The sequence below is a fragment of the Streptomyces sp. NRRL F-2580 genome (assembly GCF_000720115.1).
GTDB lineage: Bacteria > Actinomycetota > Actinomycetes > Streptomycetales > Streptomycetaceae > Streptomyces.
Genome location: NZ_JOIR01000014.1, coordinates 157,213 through 180,235, shown reverse-complemented (window position 1 = coordinate 180,235; position 23,023 = coordinate 157,213). Strand labels below are relative to the sequence as shown.

General features: G+C 72.1%; 19 protein-coding genes and 1 riboswitch. Of the genes, 18 read left to right on the top strand and 1 reads right to left on the bottom strand.

Annotation, left to right across the window (positions count from 1 at the left end; genetic code table 11):
• The first annotated feature begins 434 nt into the window (after positions 1–434).
• From IF88_RS0118255 to IF88_RS0118185, 15 genes are all read left to right on the top strand, one after another.
• Complete coding sequence (locus IF88_RS0118255) at positions 435–2,246, top strand: DUF5941 domain-containing protein (RefSeq protein WP_030712870.1); 1,812 nt, start codon at positions 435–437, stop codon at positions 2,244–2,246.
• Positions 2,243–2,995 carry a sugar phosphate nucleotidyltransferase gene (locus tag IF88_RS0118250; RefSeq protein WP_030712867.1) on the top strand — a complete coding sequence of 251 codons (753 nt, stop codon included), beginning with the start codon at positions 2,243–2,245 and terminating at the stop codon, positions 2,993–2,995. Before IF88_RS0118255 ends, IF88_RS0118250 begins: the two co-directional genes overlap by 4 nt.
• The gene (locus tag IF88_RS0118245) at positions 2,983–4,044 is read left to right on the top strand and encodes an iron-containing alcohol dehydrogenase family protein (RefSeq protein ID WP_030712866.1); all 1,062 of its coding nucleotides are present in this window, start codon (positions 2,983–2,985) and stop codon (positions 4,042–4,044) included. Before IF88_RS0118250 ends, IF88_RS0118245 begins: the two co-directional genes overlap by 13 nt.
• Positions 4,022–4,801: a CDP-alcohol phosphatidyltransferase family protein gene (locus IF88_RS0118240; RefSeq protein ID WP_051837097.1), complete on the top strand. Its 780-nt coding sequence runs from the start codon at positions 4,022–4,024 to the stop codon at positions 4,799–4,801. The genes IF88_RS0118245 and IF88_RS0118240 overlap by 23 nt, the downstream gene beginning before the upstream one ends.
• An 8-nt stretch (positions 4,802–4,809) precedes the next feature.
• Entirely contained in the window at positions 4,810–5,682 is an 873-nt protein-coding gene (locus tag IF88_RS0118235; protein WP_420710989.1) for a glycosyltransferase family 2 protein, read from the top strand.
• A 94-nt stretch (positions 5,683–5,776) separates the two neighbouring features.
• Positions 5,777–6,706 carry an ABC transporter permease gene (locus IF88_RS0118230; protein ID WP_030712863.1) on the top strand — a complete coding sequence of 310 codons (930 nt, stop codon included), beginning with the start codon at positions 5,777–5,779 and terminating at the stop codon, positions 6,704–6,706.
• Positions 6,699–7,481: an ABC transporter ATP-binding protein gene (locus IF88_RS0118225; protein ID WP_030712860.1), complete on the top strand. Its 783-nt coding sequence runs from the start codon at positions 6,699–6,701 to the stop codon at positions 7,479–7,481. Before IF88_RS0118230 ends, IF88_RS0118225 begins: the two co-directional genes overlap by 8 nt.
• Positions 7,482–7,845: 364 nt before the next feature.
• The gene (hpnC, locus tag IF88_RS0118220; protein ID WP_199808093.1) at positions 7,846–8,775 is read left to right on the top strand and encodes a squalene synthase HpnC; all 930 of its coding nucleotides are present in this window, start codon (positions 7,846–7,848) and stop codon (positions 8,773–8,775) included.
• A gap of 44 nt (positions 8,776–8,819) precedes the next feature.
• Positions 8,820–9,740 (top strand): presqualene diphosphate synthase HpnD, encoded by a 921-nt coding sequence (hpnD, locus tag IF88_RS0118215; protein ID WP_030712855.1) that lies wholly within the window; start codon positions 8,820–8,822, stop codon positions 9,738–9,740.
• Positions 9,741–10,110: 370 nt separating this feature from the next.
• Positions 10,111–11,490 carry a hydroxysqualene dehydroxylase HpnE gene (hpnE, locus tag IF88_RS0118210; RefSeq protein WP_030712852.1) on the top strand — a complete coding sequence of 460 codons (1,380 nt, stop codon included), beginning with the start codon at positions 10,111–10,113 and terminating at the stop codon, positions 11,488–11,490.
• Positions 11,487–12,662, top strand: a complete 1,176-nt coding sequence (locus tag IF88_RS0118205; protein WP_199808092.1) for a polyprenyl synthetase family protein — start codon at positions 11,487–11,489, stop codon at positions 12,660–12,662. Before hpnE ends, IF88_RS0118205 begins: the two co-directional genes overlap by 4 nt.
• A 118-nt stretch (positions 12,663–12,780) precedes the next feature.
• Positions 12,781–15,117 (top strand): squalene--hopene cyclase, encoded by a 2,337-nt coding sequence (gene shc, locus IF88_RS0118200; RefSeq protein ID WP_234323581.1) that lies wholly within the window; start codon positions 12,781–12,783, stop codon positions 15,115–15,117.
• Positions 15,117–15,809, top strand: coding sequence for a hypothetical protein (locus IF88_RS0118195; protein ID WP_030712843.1), 693 nt, complete (start codon positions 15,117–15,119; stop codon positions 15,807–15,809). The genes shc and IF88_RS0118195 overlap by 1 nt, the downstream gene beginning before the upstream one ends.
• Positions 15,810–15,814: 5 nt before the next feature.
• Positions 15,815–16,846 (top strand): adenosyl-hopene transferase HpnH, encoded by a 1,032-nt coding sequence (gene hpnH, locus IF88_RS0118190; protein ID WP_030712841.1) that lies wholly within the window; start codon positions 15,815–15,817, stop codon positions 16,844–16,846.
• Complete coding sequence (locus tag IF88_RS0118185; protein WP_030712838.1) at positions 16,843–18,258, top strand: aspartate aminotransferase family protein; 1,416 nt, start codon at positions 16,843–16,845, stop codon at positions 18,256–18,258. The genes hpnH and IF88_RS0118185 overlap by 4 nt, the downstream gene beginning before the upstream one ends.
• Positions 18,259–18,276: 18 nt before the next feature.
• Here IF88_RS0118185 and IF88_RS0118180 read toward each other — a convergent pair whose 3' ends face one another.
• Positions 18,277–19,068: a tyrosine-protein phosphatase gene (locus IF88_RS0118180; RefSeq protein ID WP_030712836.1), complete on the bottom strand. Its 792-nt coding sequence runs from the start codon at positions 19,066–19,068 to the stop codon at positions 18,277–18,279.
• Positions 19,069–19,350: 282 nt separating this feature from the next.
• Positions 19,351–19,569, top strand: a riboswitch (cyclic di-AMP (ydaO/yuaA leader).
• Positions 19,570–19,573: 4 nt separating this feature from the next.
• Here IF88_RS0118180 and IF88_RS0118175 point away from each other — a divergent pair.
• The 3 genes from IF88_RS0118175 (at position 19,574) to IF88_RS0118165 (ending at position 22,915) form a co-directional block, all read left to right on the top strand.
• Positions 19,574–20,557 carry a M23 family metallopeptidase gene (locus IF88_RS0118175; protein WP_030712832.1) on the top strand — a complete coding sequence of 328 codons (984 nt, stop codon included), beginning with the start codon at positions 19,574–19,576 and terminating at the stop codon, positions 20,555–20,557.
• Between the two features lie 163 nt (positions 20,558–20,720).
• Complete coding sequence (locus IF88_RS0118170) at positions 20,721–21,506, top strand: SGNH/GDSL hydrolase family protein (protein WP_030712829.1); 786 nt, start codon at positions 20,721–20,723, stop codon at positions 21,504–21,506.
• Between the two features lie 203 nt (positions 21,507–21,709).
• Positions 21,710–22,915, top strand: a complete 1,206-nt coding sequence (locus IF88_RS0118165) for an MBL fold metallo-hydrolase (protein ID WP_030712826.1) — start codon at positions 21,710–21,712, stop codon at positions 22,913–22,915.
• The last annotated feature ends 108 nt before the right edge of the window (positions 22,916–23,023 follow it).

The window sequence follows — 23,023 nt, the reverse complement described above, 5'->3', positions numbered from 1 at the left end:
GTAAAGGTGTCGCCGTCGGTGAAAACGTCGCTGTCGGTGGAGGTGCTGTTGTCGGTCAACGTGAACCCTTGGAACGGGGGCTCCGGCCGACGAGGCCCAGCTGTGTGATCAGGCCCGGCCGGATGCCCGGAGGAAAGGGGAAAGGGGGATGCACCGGAGTTCGCTGCGCATGGCCGCGACCACTACGACGGTCATCAACCCACCTCTTTCCACTCGACTCGTTCAGGGGCGTGTCCACCGTAACATCAGGGCCGTTTGTGGTACCGCGCCGTGATCACCGATGATGATCGCGACCCGGCCCGGGACCGCGATATTCGGCTTGTCGGGGCGTAAACGGGTGATGAACCCCTGCTTCCATTCATCCGATAGCCTCTGCCGACGTGCCGCCGCGTCACAGGCGACCGTCCGGAATCCGTTACAAGGAGTGAGTTCGTCTGCCGACCGTCATCCTCACCGGCCTGCCGGTCCCCGGATCACCGCTCTCGGACGAGCTGCGCTCCCTCGGCTTCGAGGTCCGCCCCGCCACCGGTCCCGAGGACGCCGCCGCCGCACTGGCCGCCGTACCCGCCGGCGAGCGGGTGGCCGTCGTGGACAGCGCCTTCGTCGGGCACGTGCACGCGCTGCGCCTCGCCCTGACCGATCCGCGCTTCGACGCCTGCGCCGTCCCCGGCGCTCTCGCCGTCCTGCCCGGCGCCCGTGACGCCCTCGACAAGGCCGCCGCTCTCGCCACCGGCGCCGGAGCCGACGGCGCCGGCCCGTACGCGGACCGGCTCGCCGCCTCGGTCGAGGCCGCCGGGACCGCCGTCCAGCGCCCCGAGCTCGGCACCCTCGTCGCCACGGTCCCCGCCGGTCCGGCGGACCGGGAAGCGGCGACCGCCGCCGTCGCCGCCGTCGACGACGAGGCCGTCCGCCTGCGGACCGCCGTGAAGTCCCGCGACGGCTTCTTCACCACCTTCTTCATCAGCCCGTACTCGCGCCACATCGCCCGCTGGTGCGCGCGCCGCGGACTCACCCCGAACCAGGTCACCACCGCCTCGCTGATCACCGCGCTGATCGCGGCCGGCTGCGCGGCCACGGGCGAGCGCTGGGGCTACGTGGCGGCCGGCGTACTGCTCCTCGTCTCCTTCGTCCTGGACTGCACCGACGGGCAGCTCGCCCGTTACTCGCTCCAGTACTCGACGATGGGCGCCTGGCTCGACGCCACCTTCGACCGCGCGAAGGAGTACTCCTTCTACGCGGGCCTCGCGCTCGGCGCCGCCCGGAACGGCGACGACGTCTGGGCCCTGGCGGTCGGCGCGATGATCCTCATGACCTGCCGGCACGTCGTGGACTTCTCCTTCAACGAGGCCAACCACGACGCCACCGCCGCTGGTGCATCTCCTTCCGGCAGCCCCACGGCGGCGCTCTCCGCCAAGCTCGACAACGTCGGCTGGACCGTGTGGGTCCGGCGGATGATCATCCTTCCGATCGGTGAGCGCTGGGCGATGATCGCGGTGCTGACCGCCCTCACCACCCCCCGGATCGTCTTCTACGCCCTCCTCGCCGGCTGCGCCTTCGGCGCGCTCTACACCACCGCCGGCCGGGTCCTGCGCTCCCTGACCCGCAAGGCCACCCGCACCGACCGCGCGGCCCAGGCCCTCGCCGACCTCTCCGACTCCGGCCCGCTCGCCGAGCTCCAGGGCCGGCTGCTGCGCGGCCGCGCCGGTTCCTTCGGATCCGTGTACGTGGCGGCCCTGGGCGCGGTGCTGATGATCGGAGCGGCCCTCTGGCTGCCGTTCGGCGACCCGCGGCTGATCGCCGTCGCCGTGATCTACGTCATGGCGTCCGGGCTGGCCGTCGCCGCGCCGCTCAAGGGCGCCCTGGACTGGCTGATCCCGCCGCTGTTCCGGGCCGCCGAGTACGTCACGGTCCTCGTGCTCGCCGCCAAGGCGGACGTCCCCGGAGCCCTTCCGGCGGCATTCGGCCTGATCGCGGCGGTCGCCTACCATCACTACGACACGGTGTACCGCATCCGCGGCGGCACCGGCGCGCCCCCGCACTGGCTGGTGCGGACGATCGGCGGCCACGAAGGCCGGGTCCTGCTGCTCACGGTCCTGGCGGCCGTCCTCGCCTCGCGCGAAGCGGACTTCCCCGTCGCGCTCACGGCCGCGGCCGTGTTCGTGGCACTCGTGGTGCTCGTCGAGAGCATCCGATTCTGGGTCTCCTCCGGAGCACCCGCCGTACATGACGAAGGAGAACCAGCATGATCGGCCTTGTACTCGCTGCCGGTGCCGGACGCCGTCTGCGTCCCTACACCGACACCCTGCCCAAGGCGCTCGTGCCGGTCGGCCCCGAGGGTGACGAGGAGAGCCTGACGGTCCTCGACCTGACGCTGGGCAACTTCGCCGAGGTCGGCCTGACCGAGGTCGCGATCGTCGTCGGCTACCGCAAGGAAGCCGTGTACGCGCGCCGGGAGGCCCTGGAGGCCAAGTACGGCGTCAAGATCACGCTGATCGACAACGACAAGGCCGAGGAGTGGAACAACGCCTACTCCCTCTGGTGCGCGCGTGACGTCCTCAAGCAGGGCGTGATCCTCGCCAACGGCGACACCGTCCACCCGGTCTCGGTCGAGAAGACCCTGCTCGCCGCCCGCGGCAACGGTCAGAAGATCATCCTCGCCCTCGACACGGTCAAGAACCTGGCCGACGAGGAGATGAAGGTCGTCACCGCCGAGGGCAAGGGCGTCCAGAAGATCACCAAGCTCATGGAGCCCTCCGACGCCACCGGCGAGTACATCGGTGTCACCCTCATCGAGCCCGAGGCCGCCGAGCAGCTCGCCGAGGCCCTGAAGACCACCTTCGAGCGCGACCCCGACCTCTACTACGAGGACGGCTACCAGCAGCTCGTCAACGACGGCTTCACCATCGACGTGGCCCCGATCGGCGACGTCAAGTGGGTCGAGATCGACAACCACGACGACCTCGCCAAGGGCCGGACGATCGCATGCCAGTACTGACGAGGCTCATCCCCTCGCCCGTCGTCGTCGACATCAGTCGCGGGGCGATGGACGACCTGGCGGGCCTCCTGGCCGACCAGCGGATCTCCGCTTCCGGCAAGCTGGCCATCGCGATCAGCGGAGGCTCCGGCGTGGCGCTGCGCGCCAAGCTGGAGCCCGTACTGCCGCACGCCGACTGGTACGCGGTCGTCGACGGCACCATCGACTCCGCGGTCAAGCTGGCCGACGACATAAAGGGCCGCCGCTACGACGCCGTCGTGGGCCTGGGCGGCGGCAAGATCATCGACGTGGCGAAGTACGCCGCGGCGCGGGTCGGCCTGCCCATGGTGGCCGTCGCCACCAACCTCTCCCACGACGGCATCTGCTCGCCGGTGTCCATCCTGGACAACGACAACGGCCGCGGTTCCTACGGCGTCCCGACCCCGATCGCCATGGTCATCGACCTCGACGTGATCAAGGAAGCACCGGTGCGGTTCATCCGCGCCGGCATCGGCGACGCCATCTCCAACATCTCGGCGATCGCCGACTGGGAGCTCTCGCACCGGATCACCGGCGAGCCCGTCGACGGCCTGGCCGCCGCCATGGCCCGTACCGCCGGCGAGTCCGTGCTGCGCCACCCCGGCGGCTGCGGCGACGACGAGTTCCTCACCGTGCTCTCCGAGGCCCTGGTCCTCTCCGGCATCGCCATGTCGATCAGCGGGGACTCCCGCCCGTCGTCCGGCGCCTGCCACGAGATCAGCCACGCCTTCGACCTGCTCCACCCGGGGCGCTCCGCGCTCCACGGCGAGCAGGTCGGCATCGGCGCCGCCTTCGCGATGCACCTGCGCGGGGCCGCCGAGCAGTCCGGCCTCTTCACCGAGGTGCTGCGCCGGCACGGTCTGCCGGTGGCGCCCGAGGAGATCGGTTTCAGCGTCGACGAGTTCGTCACGGCCGTCGAGTACGCCCCCCAGACCCGCCCGGGACGTTTCACGATCCTGGAACACCTCAACCTGTCCGCCGCCGAGATCAGGGACGCTTACGCCGACTATGCCAAGACCATCCGTAGCTGAACTCCGGCCCGTCGTGCACCCGGCGGGCGTCAAGGACCGGGTCAGCGGCGAGCACTGGGGCGGGCGCCTCTACATGCGCGAGATCTCCCTGCGCATCACCCGCCTCCTGGTCACCACCAAGGTCACGCCGAACCAGCTGACCTACGTGATGACCCTCGCCGGCGTGCTCGCCCTCCCGGCCCTGCTGGTGCCGGGCATCCTGGGCGCCGTCCTCGGCGTGGTCGCGGTCCAGCTCTACCTGCTGCTCGACTGCGTCGACGGCGAGGTCGCGCGCTGGAAGAAGCAGTTCTCGCTCTCCGGGGTGTACCTGGACCGCGTCGGCGCCTACCTGTGCGACGCGGCCGTCCTCGTGGGCTTCGGCCTGCGCGCGGCGGACCCGTGGGGCACCGGGCGGATCGACTGGCTCTGGGCCTTCCTGGGCACCCTCGCGGCGCTCGGCGCGATCCTGATCAAGGCCGAGACCGACCTGGTCGGCGTCGCCCGCCACCAGGCCGGCAAGCCGGTGGTCAAGGACGCGGCGGCCGAGCCGCGCTCGTCCGGCATGGCCCTCGCCCGCCGGGCCGCCGCCGCGCTCAAGTTCCACCGCCTGGTCCTCGGCATCGAGGCCTCGCTGCTCATCCTGGTGCTGGCCGTCCTGGACCAGATGCGCGGCGACCTGTACTGGTCCCGCGTCGGTGTGGCCGTCCTGGCCGGCATCGCGGTGCTGCAGACCGTGCTGCACCTGGTGTCGATCCTGGCCTCCAGCAGGCTCAAGTGACCGCCCCGATGCGGCTGGGCGCCGTGATCATCACCATGGGCAACCGGCCCGACGAGCTCAAGGCGCTCCTCGACTCGGTGGCCCGCCAGGAAGGCGACCCCGTCGAGGTCGTCGTCGTGGGCCAGGGCGTCGAGGTCACCGGCCTGCCCGAGGGTGTGCGCAGCATCACGCTGCCCGAGAACCTGGGCATCCCCGGCGGCCGCAACGTCGGCATCGAGGCCTTCGGCCCCGGCGGCGGCGAGGTGGACGCGCTGCTCTTCCTGGACGACGACGGGCTGCTGGAGCGCACCGACACCGCCGAGCTGTGCCGCCAGGCCTTCACGGAGGACCCCGGACTCGGGATCGTCAGCTTCCGGATCGCGGATCCGGACACCGGCGAGACCCAGCGCCGGCACGTACCGCGGCTGCGCGCCTCGGATCCGATGCGCTCCTCCCGCGTGACCACCTTCCTGGGCGGCGCCAACGCCGTCCGCACGAAGGTGTTCGAGCAGGTCGGAGCGTTGCCGGGAGAGTTCTTCTACGCGCACGAAGAGACCGATCTGGCCTGGCGGGCGCTCGACGCCGGGTGGCTGATCGACTACCGGGCGGACATGGTCCTGCTGCACCCGACCACTGCCCCCTCCCGGCACGCGGTCTACCACCGTATGGTGGCCCGTAACCGGGTGTGGCTCGCCCGCCGCAACCTGCCCGCTCCGCTGGTCCCGGTCTACCTGGGCGTCTGGCTCCTGCTGACGCTCGTACGCAGGCCCTCGGCGCCGGCGCTCAAGGCCTGGTTCGGCGGATTCCGTGAGGGATGGACCACTCCCTGCGGACCCCGCCGCCCCATGAGATGGCGTACGGTCTGGCGGTTGACCCGCCTGGGCCGACCACCTGTCATCTGACCAGCCCGCGTCTGGGAACATGGCGCGATCACGGGCCTCGCGCCACCAGCCTGATGCCCACCTGGCCGCATCTTGAAGACGAAAGTTTCAACTTGTGAGTGACACAACCCACGACGGCGCCCTCGCCACGAGCAGGCCGCCGTCCGACGACGCGGGGCTCAGCGCCGCGGAGCTCGCCAGGAAGTACGGCCTCTCCGTCAGCGGTGCCCGGCCCGGCCTGGGCGAGTACGTGCGCCAGCTCTGGGGACGGCGCCACTTCATCATGGCCTTCTCGCGGGCCAAGCTGGTCGCGCAGTACAGCCAGGCGAAGCTCGGCCAGGTCTGGCAGGTGGCGACCCCCCTGCTGAACGCGCTCGTCTACTGGCTGATCTTCGCGCTCATCCTCGAGGCGGACCGCGGCATGCCGCCGGGGGTCTACATCCCCTTCCTGGTGATCGGGATCTTCGTCTTCACCTTCACCCAGAGCTCGCTGATGGCGGGTGTCCGGGCGATCCCCGGGAACCTCGGCCTGGTCCGCGCGCTGCACTTCCCGCGCGCCTCCCTGCCGATCTCCTTCTCGATGCAGCAGCTCCAGCAGCTGCTGTACTCGATGATCGTCGTGGTCGTGATCGTCATGTGCTTCGGGAACTTCCCGCAGCCGTCCTGGCTGCTGGTCGTCCCGGTGCTGGTGCTGCAGTTCGTCTTCAACACCGGCCTCGCCATGGTCTTCGCGCGAGCGGGCTCCAAGACCCCCGACCTCGCGCAGCTGATGCCGTTCGTCACGCGGACGTGGATGTACGCCTCCGGCGTCATGTTCTCGATCAACACGATGCTCAAGGACAAGCCCCAGTGGATCGCCGACGTGCTCCAGTGGAACCCGGCGGCGATCTACATGGACCTGATCCGGTTCGCGCTGATCGACGGCTACGGCGCGGAGAACCTGCCGCCGCACGTCTGGGCGTTCGCGGTCGGCTGGGCGGCCCTGATCGGCCTCGGGGGATTCGTGTACTTCTGGAAGGCTGAGGAGCGTTACGGCCGTGGCTGAGAACTCCAAGGGGCGCGTCCCCACCGTCATCGCCGACGACGTCCACATCGTCTACCGGGTCAACACCGGCAGCTCCGGCAAGGGCAGCGCCACCGCGGCGCTGAGCAAGATAATCCGCCGGGGCAAGGGCGACGCCCCGGGCGTCCGCCGGGTCCACGCCGTGCGCGGCGTCTCCTTCACGGCGTACCGCGGCGAGGCGATCGGCCTGATCGGTTCCAACGGTTCCGGCAAGTCGACCCTGCTGCGCGCCATCGCGGGCCTGCTGCCCTGCGAGGCCGGCAAGGTCTACACCGACGGCCAGCCCTCGCTGCTGGGTGTCAACGCGGCGCTGATGAACGACCTCACCGGTGAGCGCAACATCGTCCTCGGCGGTCTCGCGATGGGCATGAGCCGCGAGCAGATCAAGGAGCGCTACCAGGGCATCGTCGACTTCTCGGGCATCAACGAGAAGGGCGACTTCATTTCCCTGCCGATGCGCACCTACTCCTCCGGCATGGCGGCGCGACTGCGCTTCTCCATCGCGGCGGCCAAGGACCACGACGTCCTGATGATCGACGAGGCCCTGGCCACCGGTGACCGCAGCTTCCAGGTGCGTTCGGAGAACCGCATCCGCGAACTGCGGGAGAAGGCCGGCACGGTCTTCCTCGTGAGCCACAACAACAAGTCCATCCGCGACACCTGTGACCGGGTGCTGTGGCTGGAAAAGGGCGAGCTCCTGATGGACGGGCCCACTGAGGAAGTCGTCTCGGCCTACGAGAAGGCCTCCAACGGCTGACCTCCGGGTCGCAGGGCGCCCCGCGCGGCGCTCGTCCGCTCCTTCCGAAGGCCCCCGCTGCCGTGCGTGGTGGGGGCCTTCGGCGTGCTTTCGCATTCCGCTGCGACATTCGACGCCGGAGCGAATACCCCAGAGGCCTCCGCGGCGTTCTACAGCGTAAGCTGAGGCGGTCCTGAATCGCGGCAAGAGGGGACGATTCCCCGCAGGTGAACGGCCCTGGGGCAGCCCCGGGGAAACCCCCGGCGGCGTGTCCGAAATAGGATGTATTGGGTCGGCAGTGTAGAACGGGAGATGTGACGGCAATGGCTACGGGAATTCTCCGGCCCCCACGCACGACGGCCGTCCCCGCCCCGGGCGGCGGGCGGTGACCGCGGCGCACGGCATCCGGCCCCTGTCCGACACGGTCCACGTGAGCGCCACCCTCGACAAGGCTGCCGCGGAGAACTTCCCCGTCGCCCCCGCCTTCCTCCCGCGCGCCTGGCGCGACGGGCTGACGGCCGTCTACGGGTACGCCCGCCTCGTCGACGACATCGGCGACGGCGATCTCGCACCCGGCGGACGCGACGCCGTACTCCTCGGCCTCGACCCGGCCGCGGCCGACGACCGGCTCGCCATGCTCGACGCCTTCGAGGCAGACCTGCGTCGCGTGTTCGGCGGCACGGACGGCCCCCCGCGGCACCCGCTGCTGCTCGCCCTCCAGCCCGTGGTCCGTGCCCACGGCCTCACCCCCGAGCCCTTCCTCGGGCTCATCGAGGCCAACCGCCAGGACCAGCGGGTCACCCGCTACGAGACCTACGGGGACCTGGTCGGCTACTGCGAGCTCTCCGCCAACCCGGTGGGGCGCCTCGTGCTCTCCCTTACCGGCACCAGCACCCCCGAGCGCGTCCGCCGCTCCGACGCCGTCTGCACCGCCCTGCAGATCGTCGAGCACATCCAGGACGTCGCCGAGGACCTCGGCAACGACCGCGTCTACCTGCCCGCCGAGGACATGCGGCGCTTCCACGTGAGCGAGGCCGACCTGGCGGCTCCGTCCGCCGGCGCGTCCGTACGCTCCCTGGTCGCATTCGAAACTGAGCGCGCCCGCGAGCTGCTGAATGAAGGCACCCCGCTCGTGGGTAGCGTGCACGGCAGACTCCGGCTGCTGCTCGCGGGTTTCGTGGGAGGAGGGCGCGCAGCCCTGCGAGCCGTCACGGCCGCCGGCTTCGACGTACTCCCCGGCCCGCCCAAGCCCACCAAGAGCGGCCTGCTCCGCGAGGTTGCCGCCGTCCTGCGCACAGCGCCGAGAAAGGGGTGAGCCCGACCGTGGAGGGCCCCACACACGCGTCCGCACCGGCTGCGATGTCCGCACCGATTTCGGCGGCCTACAGCTACTGCGAGGCCGTCACCGGTTCACAGGCGCGCAATTTCGCGTACGGCATCCGGCTGCTGCCCACCGACAAACGGCAGGCGATGTCGGCGCTGTACGCCTTCTCCCGGCGCGTCGACGACATCGGCGACGGGACGCTGGCGCCCGAGGCCAAGCTGGTCCGGCTGGAGGAGACCCGCGCCCTGCTCGGGCGGATCCTGGCCGAGGAGATCGACGAGGACGACACCGACCCGGTCGCCGTCGCCCTCGCCCACGCCGCCCGCCGCTTCCCGATCCCGCTCGGCGGCCTCGACGAACTCATCGACGGCGTCCTGATGGACGTCCGTGGCGAGACCTACGAGACCTGGGACGACCTCAAGGCCTACTGCCGCTGCGTGGCCGGGGCCATCGGCCGGCTCTCGCTCGGCGTCTTCGGCACCACGGCGGGCGCGGCCGACTCCGGGCGCGCCGCCGAGTACGCCGACACCCTCGGCCTCGCCCTGCAACTCACCAACATCCTCCGCGACGTTCGCGAGGACGCGGGCAACGGACGCACCTACCTGCCCGCCGAGGACCTCGCCAAGTTCGGCTGCTCGGACGGCTTCCACGGCGACCGGGCGCCCGCCGGCTCCGACTTCGCCGGGCTGGTCCACCACGAAGTCCGGCGCGCCCGCGCCCTGTTCGTCGAGGGCTACCGGCTGCTTCCGATGCTCGACCGGCGCAGCGGCGCCTGCGTGGCCGCCATGGCCGGCATCTACCGCCGCCTCCTCGACCGCATCGAGCGGGAGCCGGAGGCGGTGCTGCGGGGCCGCGTCTCGCTGCCGCCCCACGAGAAGGCGTACGTCGCCGTGCGCGGCCTGTCCGGCCTCGACGCACGGACCATCTCCCGCCAGAGCACGCGGAGGCGGCCCTGATGGCTCCCACCACCCGGACCCCGGCGACGGCCCCGGGCGCACTCCCGGCATGCGCGGCCGAGCCGCACGGGGCCGTACGGGCCGACCGCACGCGGGCCTCCGTCACCGCGCGCCGCGCGGGCGCGACCGCGGGCACGTCCGGCGCGCCGGCGACGCTCCCGAGCGCGCACCCGGCAGGCGCCGCCGCGCCGCGCCCGCGCCCGGCGGGCCGTCCCGGCCGAGCCGTCGCCCGGGCAACCACCGCGCCGGCTGGCGCGTCTCTTCCCGCGGGCTCCGGCCGTGCCGGGCGGGCCGCCGCACGCGGGGCGGCCCCGTCCGCTCAGGACCGACCGGCCGGCCCGGAGGGCCGCCGCACCACGGGGGAGGGCGCATGACCGGCACCGAGCACCACGCCGTCGTCGTCGGCGGCGGCCTCGCCGGGGTCACCACCGCCCTCGAACTCGCCGACGCCGGGCTCCGCGTCACCCTGCTCGAAGGCCGCCCCCGGCTCGGCGGGCTCGCCTTCTCCTTCAAGCGCGGCGACCTCAACGTCGACAACGGCCAGCACGTCTACCTGCGGTGCTGCACCGCCTACCGGTGGTTCCTCGACCGCGTCGAAGGCGCCGCCCTCGCCCCCCTCCAGGACCGGCTCGACGTACCCGTCCTCGACGTGGCCCACCCCGGCGGCCCGCGCCTGGGACGGCTGCGGCGCAGCGCCCTGCCCGTGCCCCTGCACCTGGCCGGGTCGCTGGCCCGCTACCCGCACCTGTCCCTCGCCGAGCGTGCGAGCGTCGGCCGCGCCGCCCTCGCGCTGCGCCGCCTCGACCCCGCCGACCCGGCCCTGGACGGCCTGGACTTCGCCACCTGGCTCGGCCGCTACGGCCAGAGCCCGCGCGCCATCGAGGCCCTGTGGGACCTCGTCGGCATCGCCACCCTCAACGCCACCGCCGACCAGTCCTCGCTGGGCCTGGCCGCCATGGTCTTCAAGACCGGCCTGCTCTCCGAGAACGGCGCCGCCGACATCGGCTGGGCCCACGTACCGCTGGGCGACCTGCACGACGGGCTCGCCCGCAAGGCCCTCGACGCGGCCGGCGTCCGCACCGAGCTGCGCACCCGGGTCACCGGCATCTCCCGCACCGCCGAAGGAAACTGGCGGATCGACACCGAGGGCGAGTCCCTCGACGCCGCCGTCGTCGTCCTGGCCGTCCCGCAGCGCGAGGCGCACGGACTGCTGCCGGCCGGCGCCCTCGCCGACCCCGACAAGCTCCTCGACATCGGCACCGCGCCCATCCTCAACGTCCACGTCGTCTACGAGCGGAAGGTGCTCAAGCAGCCCTTCTTCGCCGCACTCGGCTCCCCGGTGCAGTGGGTCTTCGACCGCACCGAGTCCTCCGGACTCCCCGACGGCGGGCAGTACCTGGCGCTCTCCCAGTCCGCGGCCCAGGACGACATCGACGAGCCCGTCTCGGTCCTGCGCGCCAAGTACCTGCCCGAGCTGGAGCGGCTGCTCCCCGCCGCGCGGGGCGCCAAGGTACGGGACTTCTTCGTCACCCGGGAGCGGACGGCCACCTTCGCCCCCGCCCCCGGGGTCGGCCGGCTGCGCCCCGGGGCGCGCACCGACACGCCGGGGCTCTACCTGGCCGGTGCGTGGACTGCCACCGGTTGGCCCGCGACCATGGAGGGCGCCGTCCGGAGCGGAATGAGCGCGGCGCACGCCGCACTCGCCGCGCTAGGCCGCCACCGCGACCACCCTCTGCAGGAGGCGGCATGACGAGCACCACGAGCACGACGAGCACCACCAGCAACACCGGCACAGCAGGTACAGGAACAAGAGGAGAGCCAGTGAACCCGGGGAATCCGGCCGTCGAGAACACGGATGCCAGTGTGGGCACGGCCGGAAGGGGCGCGGAGAAGGCGGACACGATCGCCCTCCTGGAGCGCGGCCGCACACTGTCGACCCCCGTGCTCCGCGCCGCCGTGGACCGGCTCGCCGCGCCCATGGACACCGTCGCCGCCTACCACTTCGGCTGGATCGACGCCCAGGGCAACGCGGCGGACGGCGACGGCGGCAAGGCCGTGCGCCCCGCCCTCGCGCTGCTCTCCGCCGAGGCGGCGGGCGCCGCGGCCGAAGTCGGCATCCCGGGCGCCGTCGCCGTCGAGCTCGTGCACAACTTCTCGCTGCTGCACGACGACCTGATGGACGGCGACGAGCAGCGCCGCCACCGCGACACGGTGTGGAAGGTGCACGGACCCGCCCTCGCGATCCTCGTCGGCGACGCCCTCTTCGCCCTCGCCAACGAGGTGCTGCTGGAGCTCGGCACCGTCGAGGCCGGCCGGGCGACCCGCCGGCTGACCACCGCCAGCCGCAAGCTCATCGACGGCCAGGCACAGGACATCTCCTACGAGCACCGCGAGCGCGTCAGCGTCGAGGAGTGCCTGGAGATGGAGGGCAACAAGACCGGCGCGCTGCTCGCCTGCGCCGTCTCCATCGGCGCGGTGCTCGGCGGCGCGGACGACCGTACGGCCGACAAGCTGGAGGAGTACGGCTACCACCTGGGCCTCGCCTTCCAGGCCGTCGACGACCTGCTCGGCATCTGGGGCGACCCGGAGGCCACCGGCAAGCAGACCTGGAGCGACCTGCGCCAGCGCAAGAAGTCCCTGCCGGTGGTCGCCGCCCTCGCCGCCGGCGGCCCGGCCTCCGAGCAGCTCGCCGAACTGCTCGCCGCGGACGCCAAGGCCAGCGACTTCGAGAACTTCTCGGAGGAGGAGTTCGCGGCCCGGGCGGCGCTCATCGAGGAGGCCGGCGGCCGCCAGTGGACCGCCGACGAGGCACGCCGCCAGCACGCCATCGCGATCCGGGCCCTCGACGACGTCGACATGCCGCAGCGCGTGCGCGAACAGCTCGTGGACCTCGCCGACTTCGTCGTCGTGCGCAAGAGGTGATCGCCACCCGACAGCGGATATGAATCGCGAGTCGCCGGCCGGCGCCGCCACCTGAGCGTGGCGCACCGGCCGACGGCAGACCCCAGCACAGCAGAGGACACTGTTCTAAGGGGAAGCCATGACAGCGACGACCGACGGCAGCGCCCAGGGCGCTGCTGCTGGCAGCGAATCGACCCCGGGCCTTCCGGCGGGCCCCTCCGTGGGGCACGCCCGCGGCCCGGCCGCCGAAGCGGGGCCCCCCGCGCCGCCCCGCGCGGCGGGGCCCGGCCCGCGGGCCGAGTACGGCGCCGCGCCCGGCGCCGCCGGCCCGCGCGCCGACTACGGCCCACCGGGCATGCCCGGAGCGGGCGGCGGCCGGGTCCGCGTGGGCACGGTCGGGGACCGGCCGGGCCCGGCGCGGGCACCGGGCGACGCGGCGCCCGGCTTCCGCCCGGAGGCCGGCCCACCGGACGGCCCCGGGGGCCGCGTGAGCGTGCTCGCGGATGCGCCCGCCGGCCCGGCACCGGACCGCGCGGGCACGGCCCGGACCGCCGCGGACCTGCCCGAGCCGCCGGACGGCGCCCCGCCCGGGGTGTACGAGGCCACCGCGCGGGCGACCCGGCACCTGCTGGACCGCCAGGACCCCGAGGGCTGGTGGAAGGGCGACCTGGAGACCAACGTCACCATGGACGCCGAGGACCTGCTGCTGCGGCAGTTCCTCGGCATCCGGGACGAGGCCACCACCCGGGCCGCCGCCCTCTTCATCCGCGGCGAGCAGCGGGAGGACGGCACCTGGGCCACCTTCCACGACGGCCCGCCCGAACTGTCCGCCACCATCGAGGCCTACGTCGCGCTGCGCCTCGCCGGGGACGCCCCGGACGCCCCGCACATGGCCCGCGCCTCGGCCTGGATCCGCGCCCACGGCGGGATCGCCGCCGCCCGCGTCTTCACCCGGATCTGGCTGGCCCTCTTCGGCTGGTGGAACTGGGACCACCTGCCCGAACTCCCGCCCGAGCTGGTGTTCCTGCCCTCCTGGGTGCCCCTGAACATCTACGACTTCGGCTGCTGGGCGCGCCAGACCATCGTCCCGCTCACCGTGGTCTCCGCGCTGCGCCCCGTCCGCCCGGCCCCCTTCGCCCTCGACGAGCTGCACGCCGACGCACGGGTGCCGAACCCCGCCAAGCGCCCCGCCCCGCTCACCACTTGGGAGGGCGCCTTCCAGCGGATGGACAAGGCCCTGCACGTCTACCGGCGGTTCGCCCCGCGCCGGCTGCGCAAGGCCGCGATGGCCTCCGCCGGCCGCTGGATCGTCGAGCGGCAGGAGAACGACGGCTGCTGGGGCGGGATCCAGCCGCCCGCCGTGTACTCCGTCATCGCCCTGCACCTGCTCGGATACGACCTCCGGCACCCGGTGATGCGCGCCGGACTGGAGTCCCTGGACCGCTTCGCGGTGTGGCGCGAGGACGGCGCCCGGATGATCGAGGCCTGTCAGTCCCCCGTGTGGGACACCTGCCTGGCCGCGATCGCCCTCGCCGACGCGGGCCTGCACCCCGGCCACCCGGCGTTGGTCAAGGCCGCCGACTGGATGCTCGGCGAGGAGATCACCCGCACCGGGGACTGGGCCGTGCGGCGGCCCGGGCTGGCCCCCGGCGGCTGGGCGTTCGAGTTCCACAACGACACCTATCCCGACATCGACGACACGGCCGAGGTCGTCCTCGCCCTGCGCCGGATCCAGCACCCGGACCCGGCCCGCGTCGAGGGGGCCATCGCCCGCGGGGTGTCCTGGAACCTCGGCATGCAGTCGAAGGACGGCGGCTGGGGCGCCTTCGACGCCGACAACACCAGCCCCTTCCCGAACCGGCTGCCCTTCTGCGACTTCGGCGAGGTCATCGACCCGCCCTCGGCCGACGTCACCGCCCACGTCGTGGAGATGCTCGCCTTCGAGGGCCGGTCCGGCGACGCCAGGACCCGGCGCGGCATCGCCTGGCTGCTCGCCGAACAGGAGGCGAACGGCGCCTGGTTCGGCCGCTGGGGCACCAACTACGTCTACGGCACCGGCTCGGTGGTCCCGGCGCTCGTCGCGGCCGGCATCTCGCCGGGGCATCCCGCCGTCCGCAGGGCCGTGCGCTGGCTGGAGACCGTACAGAACGAGGACGGCGGGTGGGGTGAGGACCAGCGCTCCTACAAGGACCCGTCCTGGGCCGGGAAGGGGGCCTCCACCGCCTCGCAGACCGCGTGGGCGCTGATGGCCCTGCTGTCGGCCGGCGAGCGGGACGGCAAGGCCGTCGAACGGGGCATCGGCTACCTGGTGGAGACGCAGCGGGAGGACGGATCCTGGGACGAGCCGCACTTCACCGGCACCGGCTTCCCCTGGGACTTCTCCATCAACTACCACCTGTACCGGCAGGTGTTCCCGCTCACCGCGCTCGGCCGCTACCTGTACGGGGAACCGTTCGCCCCCGGCGGGGCCGTTTGATGTCCGCCGCACCCCAGCGGAGCGGGGGGGAAGGGGCCGGGAACCCCGACCCGCTGCTGGTCGCCTGCGCGCTGCGCATCGAGCAGGCGGCGCTGCGCAGCGCCGGGCCCGGGGCGGCCCGCGCCCCCGCCGGGAGCTACTCCCTGCTGCGCACCGGAATGGGCCCGCGCGCGGCCGAGCGGGCCGTCGCCCGGGCCCTGGACCGGCCCGGGATGGACCGGGCCGCCGTCCTCGCCACCGGGTTCTGCGCCGGGCTGGTCCCCGGCATGCACCCCGGCGACCTGGTCGTCGCCGAGGAGACCCGGGACCGGCAGGGGGCCGTCACCTGCACCGGCACCGCCCTGCTCGCCGAGGCACTGGCCCGGGCCGCACCCGGCCGGACCGTGCACGTCGGCGCACTGACCGGATCCGACCACGTCGTCCGCGGCCAGGAGCGCGCGCAGCTGCGCGCCACCGGCGTCATCGCGGTCGACATGGAGTCCGCGGCCACCCTGTGGACCGCCACCCGCGCCGGGCCTTCCCCGGGCCGCGGCCGCCCGGTTGCGGCCGTCCGGGTGATCGTGGACGCTCCGGAGCATGAGCTCGTCCGTATCGGCACGGTTCGCGGGGGAATATCGGCCTTCCGTGTTCTGCGTGCCGTACTGCCCGCGTTTTACGAATGGCACCGTTCTTTGCTGCTCCCCAGGAGGTGAGCCAGATGGCCATGCCGCTGCGCCAGTCCATCAGGGTCGGGACCTATCTTCTCGAACAGAAGCTCCGCAAGCGTGAGAAGTTCCCGCTGATCGTCGAGCTGGAACCGCTCTACGCCTGCAACCTGGCCTGTGAAGGGTGCGGGAAGATCCAGCATCCGGCCGGGGTGCTCAAGCAGCGCATGCCGGTCGCCCAGGCGGTCGGTGCCGTACTGGAGTCCGGCGCGCCGATGGTGTCCATCGCGGGTGGCGAGCCCTTGATGCACCCGCAGATCCACGAGATCGTCCGGCAGTTGGTGGCGAGGCGGAAGTACGTATTCCTCTGCACCAACGCGATGCTCCTGCGCAAGAAGATCGAGAAGTTCACCCCTTCCCCCTATTTCGCCTTCGCCGTGCACATCGACGGCCTGCGCGAGCGCCACGACGAGTCCGTGGCCAAGGAAGGAGTCTTCGACGAGGCGGTCGCGGCCATCAAGGAGGCGAAGAGGCGCGGGTTCCGGGTGACCACCAACTCCACCTTCTTCAACACGGACACCCCGCAGACGATCATCGAGGTACTCAACTACCTCAATGACGACCTCAAGGTCGACGAGATGATGATCTCCCCTGCCTACGCCTACGAAAAGGCCCCCGACCAGGAACACTTCCTCGGCGTCGAACAGACGAGGGAACTCTTCAGGAAGGCCTTCGCGGGCGGCAACCGGCGGCGCTGGCGGCTCAATCACTCGCCGCTCTTCCTGGACTTCCTGGAAGGGAAAGTCGATTTCCCCTGCACGGCCTGGGCCATTCCCAATTACTCCCTCTTCGGCTGGCAGCGCCCCTGCTATCTGATGAGCGACGGCTACGTGCCGACGTACCGGGAGCTGATCAACGACACCGACTGGAGCAAGTACGGCCGCGGAAAGGACCCGCGCTGCGCGAACTGCATGGCGCACTGCGGCTACGAGCCCACCGCCGTCCTCGCCACCATGGGCTCCCTCAAGGAATCCCTGCGGGCGGCCCGGGAGACGATCGGCGGCAACCGGGACGCGTCGGCGTGAGCCCGGCGGAGGAAGGAGCGGGCGCCGGGGGCAAGGGCTTCGACCTCGGCGCCCTGCTGGCCGCGCGCGGAGGGGAGCGGTACGAGCTGCACGCCCGCCACCTCAACCACCAACTGCCCCGGATGCTCCACACCATCGGCTTCGACAAGGTCTACGAGCGGGCCGAGGGCGCCCACTTCTGGGACGCCGAGGGCAACGACTACCTCGACATGCTGGCCGGCTTCGGGGTGATGGGCCTGGGCCGCCACCACCCGGTGGTTCGCCGGGCCCTGCACGACGTACTGGACGCGCAGCTCGCCGACCTCACCCGCTTCGACTGCCAGCCGCTGCCCGGGCTGCTGGCCGAGAAGCTGCTCTCGTACAGCCCGCACCTGGACCGGGTCTTCTTCGGCAACAGCGGCACCGAGGCGGTGGAGACGGCCCTGAAGTTCGCCCGGTTCGCCACCGGGCGGCCCAGGATCCTCTACTGCGACCACGCCTTCCACGGGCTGACCACCGGCTCCTTGTCGGTGAACGGGGAGGGCGGGTTCCGCGACGGCTTCGCCCCCCTCCTCCCCGACACCAAGATCGCCCTGGGGGACCTGGGCGCCCTGGAGCGGGAGCTCCGCAAGGGCGACGTCGCCGCCTTCGTCGTCGAGCCCATCCAGGGCAAGGGGGTCCTGGAGGCCCCGCCCGGCTTCCTGCTCGGCGCGCAGGAACTGCTGCACCGGCACAAGGCGCTCCTGATCGCGGACGAGGTGCAGACCGGCCTCGGACGTACCGGTGACTTCTACGCGTACCAGCACGAGCCGGGCGTGGAACCGGACCTGGTGTGCGTGGCCAAGGCGCTGTCGGGCGGCTACGTGCCGGTCGGCGCCACCCTGGGCAAGGACTGGATCTTCAAGAAGGTCTACTCGTCCATGGACCGGGTGCTCGTGCACTCCGCGAGCTTCGGGTCCAACGCGCAGGCGATGGCGGCCGGCCTGGCGGTGCTGTCGGTCATGGAGGACGAGGAGCTCGTCGCGCACGCCCGGGCGACGGGGGACCTGCTGCGCGGGCGGCTCGCGGCCATGGTGGACGAGTACGAGCTGCTGCACGAGGTGCGCGGGCGCGGGCTGATGATCGGCATCGAGTTCGGCCGGCCGTCCTCGCTGGGGCTGCGCAGCCGGTGGACGATGCTGCAGGCGGCCCGCAAGGGGCTCTTCGCCCAGATGGTCGTGGTGCCGCTGCTCCAGAAGCACCGGATCCTCACCCAGGTCTCCGGGGACCACCTGGAGGTCATCAAGCTCATTCCGCCGCTGGTCGTGGACGAGCGGGACGTCGACCGGTTCGTCGGCGCCTTCCGCGCGGTCATGGACGAGGCGCACGGCGGGTCCGGGCTGATGTGGGACTTCGGCAGGACGCTGGTGAAGCAGGCCGTCGCCCAGCGCTGACGGCCCGCTCCGGGCGATCTATTCCAGCAGTCGCTCACGCAGCCGGCCGAGGGTCTCGGGCTTCAGCCCGAGGCCCTCCGCCAGGTACGGGTCCACCCCGCCCCAGGTCTCGTCGATGGTCTCGAAGGCGGCGACCAGGTACTCGGCGCGGGCGTCGAAGAGCGGTGCGAGCAGCTCCATCACCTCGGGGGAGCGGGCCTCGTCGGACGCGCTGCTGCGGTGCACCCGGTAGCGGCGGTGCGGGGCGTTCGACTCCAGGTAGTCCGCCACGATCGCCTCGCGCTCGACGCCGAGCGCGAGCAGGGTGACGGCGATCGACAGACCCGCCCGGTCCTTGCCGGCCGCGCAGTGCAGGAGGGCCGGGACGCTGTCCTCGGCGAGCGCGTGCACGACCCGGCTGTGCTCGGCGGTGCGCTGCTCGATGATCCTGCGGTACGAGTTCGTCATCCGGGCCGCGGCCTTGCCGTCGCCCAGGATCGTGCGCAGCTGGTCGAGGTCGCCCTCGCGCACCAGCCGCCAGAACTCCCGGCCGTCGGCCGGATCCGAGAGCGGGATGTTCACGTTCCGTACCCCGGGCAGTTCCACGTCCGGCCCCTCCAGCGCGTGGTCGGCGCCGTTGCGGAAGTCGAAGACGGTGTGGAGGCCGAGCGAGGCGAGGAACTCTGCATCGGTTTCAGTGGCATGTGCGAGATGTCCGCTTCGGAACAGTTGTCCTGTCCTGACCCTTCGACCATCAGAAGTCGGCAATCCGCCTACATCGCGGAAATTGCGTACTCCGGTCAGCTCCGGCTCCTGTATCTGCTGGGTCACGGGAACTCCTCCGCTTCGTGGTGAGAATTCTGTCCGAATTGAGCTGTTTGGCGCCAACTTGCCATATCCGGAGGCGAGATCGGGCGCGTCTCCGTGAGCCAGATCATACGGTGACCGTGAGTGCCTGATCGTGAATGCCGAATGGCCCCGTCGGAGCGGTTGTTGACGGCGGGTAATGGACGCAGGGTGACCAGAATTCCGCCGGTTCCTCATTCCTGTGATTCCGTCAGGAAATTCATGGCTTGTTCCCCGCCGTCGCAAGGGTTTACCTTCGCGATCGATCCGGGTGGATCGCCGAATCCTGCCGCCGCCCGGAAACCGCACCCGACTATTCGCGCGGCAGGAGCGGGGGAACCAGGTAAGCCGCTGTCCCGGAGATCTTTTCGGAGATCCTTTCGCACGGGACGGCTCGGGGTGAAGACGTACATGCCCAGTACATGTACGGCCGGACATCTCCAGTCCGAACCCGACAGCTCACCTCGCAGGCGCCGGAGAGGAATTCGCCATGCCTGCAAAGGGTAAGCACCGCCGTCCCAAGTCCCTCTCGATATCGCGCGGTTTCGCCGTCGCAGGCACCGGTGGCGCGGCCCTCGCGCTGCCGCTGATGGGCGCCGCGGGCGCCCAGGCGGCCGTCGCCCCGGCCGCGGCGACCGCGGCGGCCCCCGCCGTGGCCCCGCAGGTCCCCGCCGCGCTGCAGGCCGCGCCCGTCGCCGCCGTGCAGGCCGCCCCGAGCGCCTACACGGTCGTGCCGGGCGACTGCCTCTCCAAGATCGCCGCCGAGCGCCACCTCTCCGGCGGCTGGGAGCGGCTGTACGCCGACAACCGCGAGGCGGTCGGCAGCAACCCGTCGCTGATCCACCCCGGCCTGAGGCTGCACCTCGGCGGCCCGGGTGAGGCGGACCCGGTGGACGCCGCCCCCGCCCCCGAGGCCGCCCCCGAGGCCGCCCCCGAGGCGGAGGCCGAGGCCGCTCCGGAGTCCGCCCCCGAGGCGGCGCCGAAGGCAGCACCGAAGCCGGCCGCCAAGGCCGCCCCCGCGCAGCAGGACTCCGAGGCCGGGGCGCCCGCCGCGCAGAAGTCGGCCTCCGGCTTCGTCGCCCCGCTCGGCAGCACCGGCGTCTCCACCCAGTACAAGGTCGCGGGCAGCATGTGGTCCTCCGGCTACCACACCGGCGTGGACTTCATCGCGAGCTCCGGCACCACCGTCAGGGCCGTCGGCGCGGGCACCGTCGTCTCCGCGGGCTGGGGCGGCTCGTACGGCAACGAGGTCGTCATCCGGCACGCGGACGGCAAGTACTCCCAGTACGCCCACCTGTCCCAGCTGTCCGTCTCCTCCGGCCAGAGCGTCACCGCCGGGCAGACCCTCGGCCTCTCCGGCTCCACGGGCAACTCCACCGGCCCGCACCTCCACTTCGAGATCCGCACGGGCCCCTCGTACGGCTCCGACATCGACCCGCTGGCCTACCTCCGCTCGAAGGGCGTGAGTATCTGACGGCACCCGCCGTCGGCGCAGGGACACACGTGAGGCCGGGGCCCGAGGGGGGTCCCGGCCTCACGTGTACTTATTCCTTATCCTCCACGTGGTACAGATCACGGTCCGTCAACCCCTCATTACGTTGGCGTAGGTTGGTTACGGGAGTGAAGGATGGGTTCTCGTGGCAGCGACGACGACGAAACTCAAGACCATCGGCTCGTACGCGGCGATCGGGGACAGCTTCACCGAAGGCGTGGGGGACCCGGGACCCGGGGATTCGCATCTCGGCTGGGCGGACCGGCTCGCCGTGCTCCTGGCCGATCAGCGCGACGAGCACGACTTCCGTTATGCGAATCTGGCGGTGCGCGGAAAGCTCCTCGACCAGATCGTGGCCGACCAGCTTCCGAGGGCCAAGGCCCTCGCGCCCGACCTGGTCAGCTTCTGCGCGGGCGGCAACGACATCATCCGGCCCGGCAGCGACCCGGACGACGTGGCGGAGCGGTTCGAGGCGGCCGTGGCCGACCTCGCCGGCGCGGTCGGCCAGGTCATGATCACGACAGGCTTCGACACCCGGGGCGTGCCGGTCCTCAAGCACCTCCGGGGCAAGGTGGCGACGTACAGCGCGCACGTGCGCGCCATCGCGGACCGCTACGACTGCCCGGTGCTCGACCTGTGGTCGCTGAAGTCCGTACAGGACCGGCGGGCGTGGGACACGGACCGGCTGCACCTCTCGCCCGAGGGGCACACACGGGTCGCGCTGCGCGCGGCGCAGGTGCTCGGGCTGGACGTGCCGACCGACCCCGACCAGCCGTGGCCGCCGCAGCGGCCGCGCGGCTCGGTGGACGTGACCCGCGACAACATCCAGTGGGCGCGCGACCACCTCGTGCCGTGGATCGGCCGGCGGCTGCGTGGGGAGTCCTCGGGGGACCATGTGGAGGCGAAGCGGCCCGACCTGCTGCCGCTGTAGCCGTTCGAACGCGGGCGGGACGCGGACGGGGACGGGGGGACAGAAGGGACGGCAGGGGGGCAGGGACGGGACAGGGACGGGACAGGGACGGGACAGGGACGGGACAGGGACGGGGGCGGTCAGCGGAATCCTTCGGGGCCGGTGTGCGTTGGGATGGTCGTAGAGAGACGACCACCCCTTACTCCATCCTCCCTGGAGGCGCTTTGACCGGCTCCCGTCCCCTGCGTCCCCGGCTGCGTGCCCTGCGGCCCGAAGCCTTCGGCGCGGACCCGTCCGGTGCCCGGCTGGAGCGCATCCGTCGCTCGCCGAACTTCGCCGACGGCGTCTTCCAGAATCCGGTCGGTGCCCGGAACAGGCCCGCGGGCTCGATGGCGGAGTTCGCCAAGATCTACTTCCACCGGGAGCAGCGGGTTCGGCGCGGTCCCGCCGCGCCCATCCCCGTGTACCCGACCACCCTCGCGGAGCTGGCGAAGCCGCCGGCGAGCGGTCTGCGGCTGACCTGGATGGGCCACTCCAGCGTGCTCGCGGAGATCGACGGCCGCCGGGTGCTGTTCGACCCGGTGTGGGGCGAGCGGTGTTCCCCCTTCCCCTTCGCCGGTCCCAAGCGGCTGCACCCCGTGCCCGTTCCGCTGGCCTCGCTGGGCGACGTCGACGTCGTGGTCATCTCGCACGACCACTACGACCACCTCGACCTGCCCACCATCAAGGCCCTGGCCGGTACGGACACGGTCTTCGCCGTCCCGCTCGGCGTCGGCGCGCACCTGGAGCGCTGGGGCGTGTCCCCCGACCGGCTGCGTGAGCTGGACTGGAACGAGACCACCAAGATCGCCGGTCTCTCCCTCACGGCCACCCCCGCCCGGCACTTCTGCGGCCGCGGCCTGCGCAACCAGCAGCACACCCTCTGGGCCTCCTGGGTCGTCGCGGGCGACGAGCACCGGATCTACCACAGCGGGGACACCGGCTACTTCTCCGGCTTCGAGGAGATCGGCGCCGAGCACGGGCCCTTCGACGCCACGATGATCCAGATCGGCGCGTATTCGGAGTACTGGCCCGACATCCACATGACCCCCGAGGAGGGCATGCGCGCCCACCTCGACCTCCAGGGCGGCGCCCCGCACGGAACGATGCTGCCGATCCACTGGGGCACCTTCAACCTGGCCCTGCACTCGTGGGACGAGCCAGGCGAGGGCACGCTGGCCGCGGCCGAGGGGGCCGGAGCGGCCATCGCTCTGCCGATCCCGGGCCAGCCGTTCGAGCCGGGCGCCGACGAGGCTCCGGCGCAGCCGTGGTGGCGGCCGTTCGTCGCGGGCGGCGCGGTCACCGCCCCGGCCGCGGTCCCCAGCCCGGTCACCGTGGAGGAGCGGCCGCGGGCCGTGACCCGCGAGGAGACCGAGGCCGTCGGGTCCTGACGTCACCGCCGCCCGTCCCGGCGGCGGCGGGGCGGGCGGCGCATTCGGGCGGTTGTACGAGCGCTCCACCGGGAGCGGGAAGCACCCCCTCGAAGTCCCCAACTGGCG

Bases quoted from the DNA above. Each gene is read 5' to 3' on its own strand.
- hpnH (WP_030712841.1), top strand. From the start codon at position 15,815: ATGGCCATGCCGCTGCGCCAGTCCATCAGGGTCGGGACCTATCTTCTC.
- hpnD (WP_030712855.1), top strand. From the start codon at position 8,820: ATGTCCGCACCGATTTCGGCGGCCTACAGCTACTGCGAGGCCGTCACC.
- IF88_RS0118245 (WP_030712866.1), top strand. From the start codon at position 2,983: ATGCCAGTACTGACGAGGCTCATCCCCTCGCCCGTCGTCGTCGACATC.
- IF88_RS0118205 (WP_199808092.1), top strand. From the start codon at position 11,487: ATGACGAGCACCACGAGCACGACGAGCACCACCAGCAACACCGGCACA.
- IF88_RS0118235 (WP_420710989.1), top strand. From the start codon at position 4,810: ATGCGGCTGGGCGCCGTGATCATCACCATGGGCAACCGGCCCGACGAG.
- IF88_RS0118195 (WP_030712843.1), top strand. From the start codon at position 15,117: ATGTCCGCCGCACCCCAGCGGAGCGGGGGGGAAGGGGCCGGGAACCCC.
- shc (WP_234323581.1), top strand. From the start codon at position 12,781: ATGACAGCGACGACCGACGGCAGCGCCCAGGGCGCTGCTGCTGGCAGC.
- IF88_RS0118175 (WP_030712832.1), top strand. From the start codon at position 19,574: ATGCCTGCAAAGGGTAAGCACCGCCGTCCCAAGTCCCTCTCGATATCG.
- IF88_RS0118250 (WP_030712867.1), top strand. From the start codon at position 2,243: ATGATCGGCCTTGTACTCGCTGCCGGTGCCGGACGCCGTCTGCGTCCC.
- hpnE (WP_030712852.1), top strand. From the start codon at position 10,111: ATGACCGGCACCGAGCACCACGCCGTCGTCGTCGGCGGCGGCCTCGCC.
- IF88_RS0118240 (WP_051837097.1), top strand. From the start codon at position 4,022: ATGCCAAGACCATCCGTAGCTGAACTCCGGCCCGTCGTGCACCCGGCG.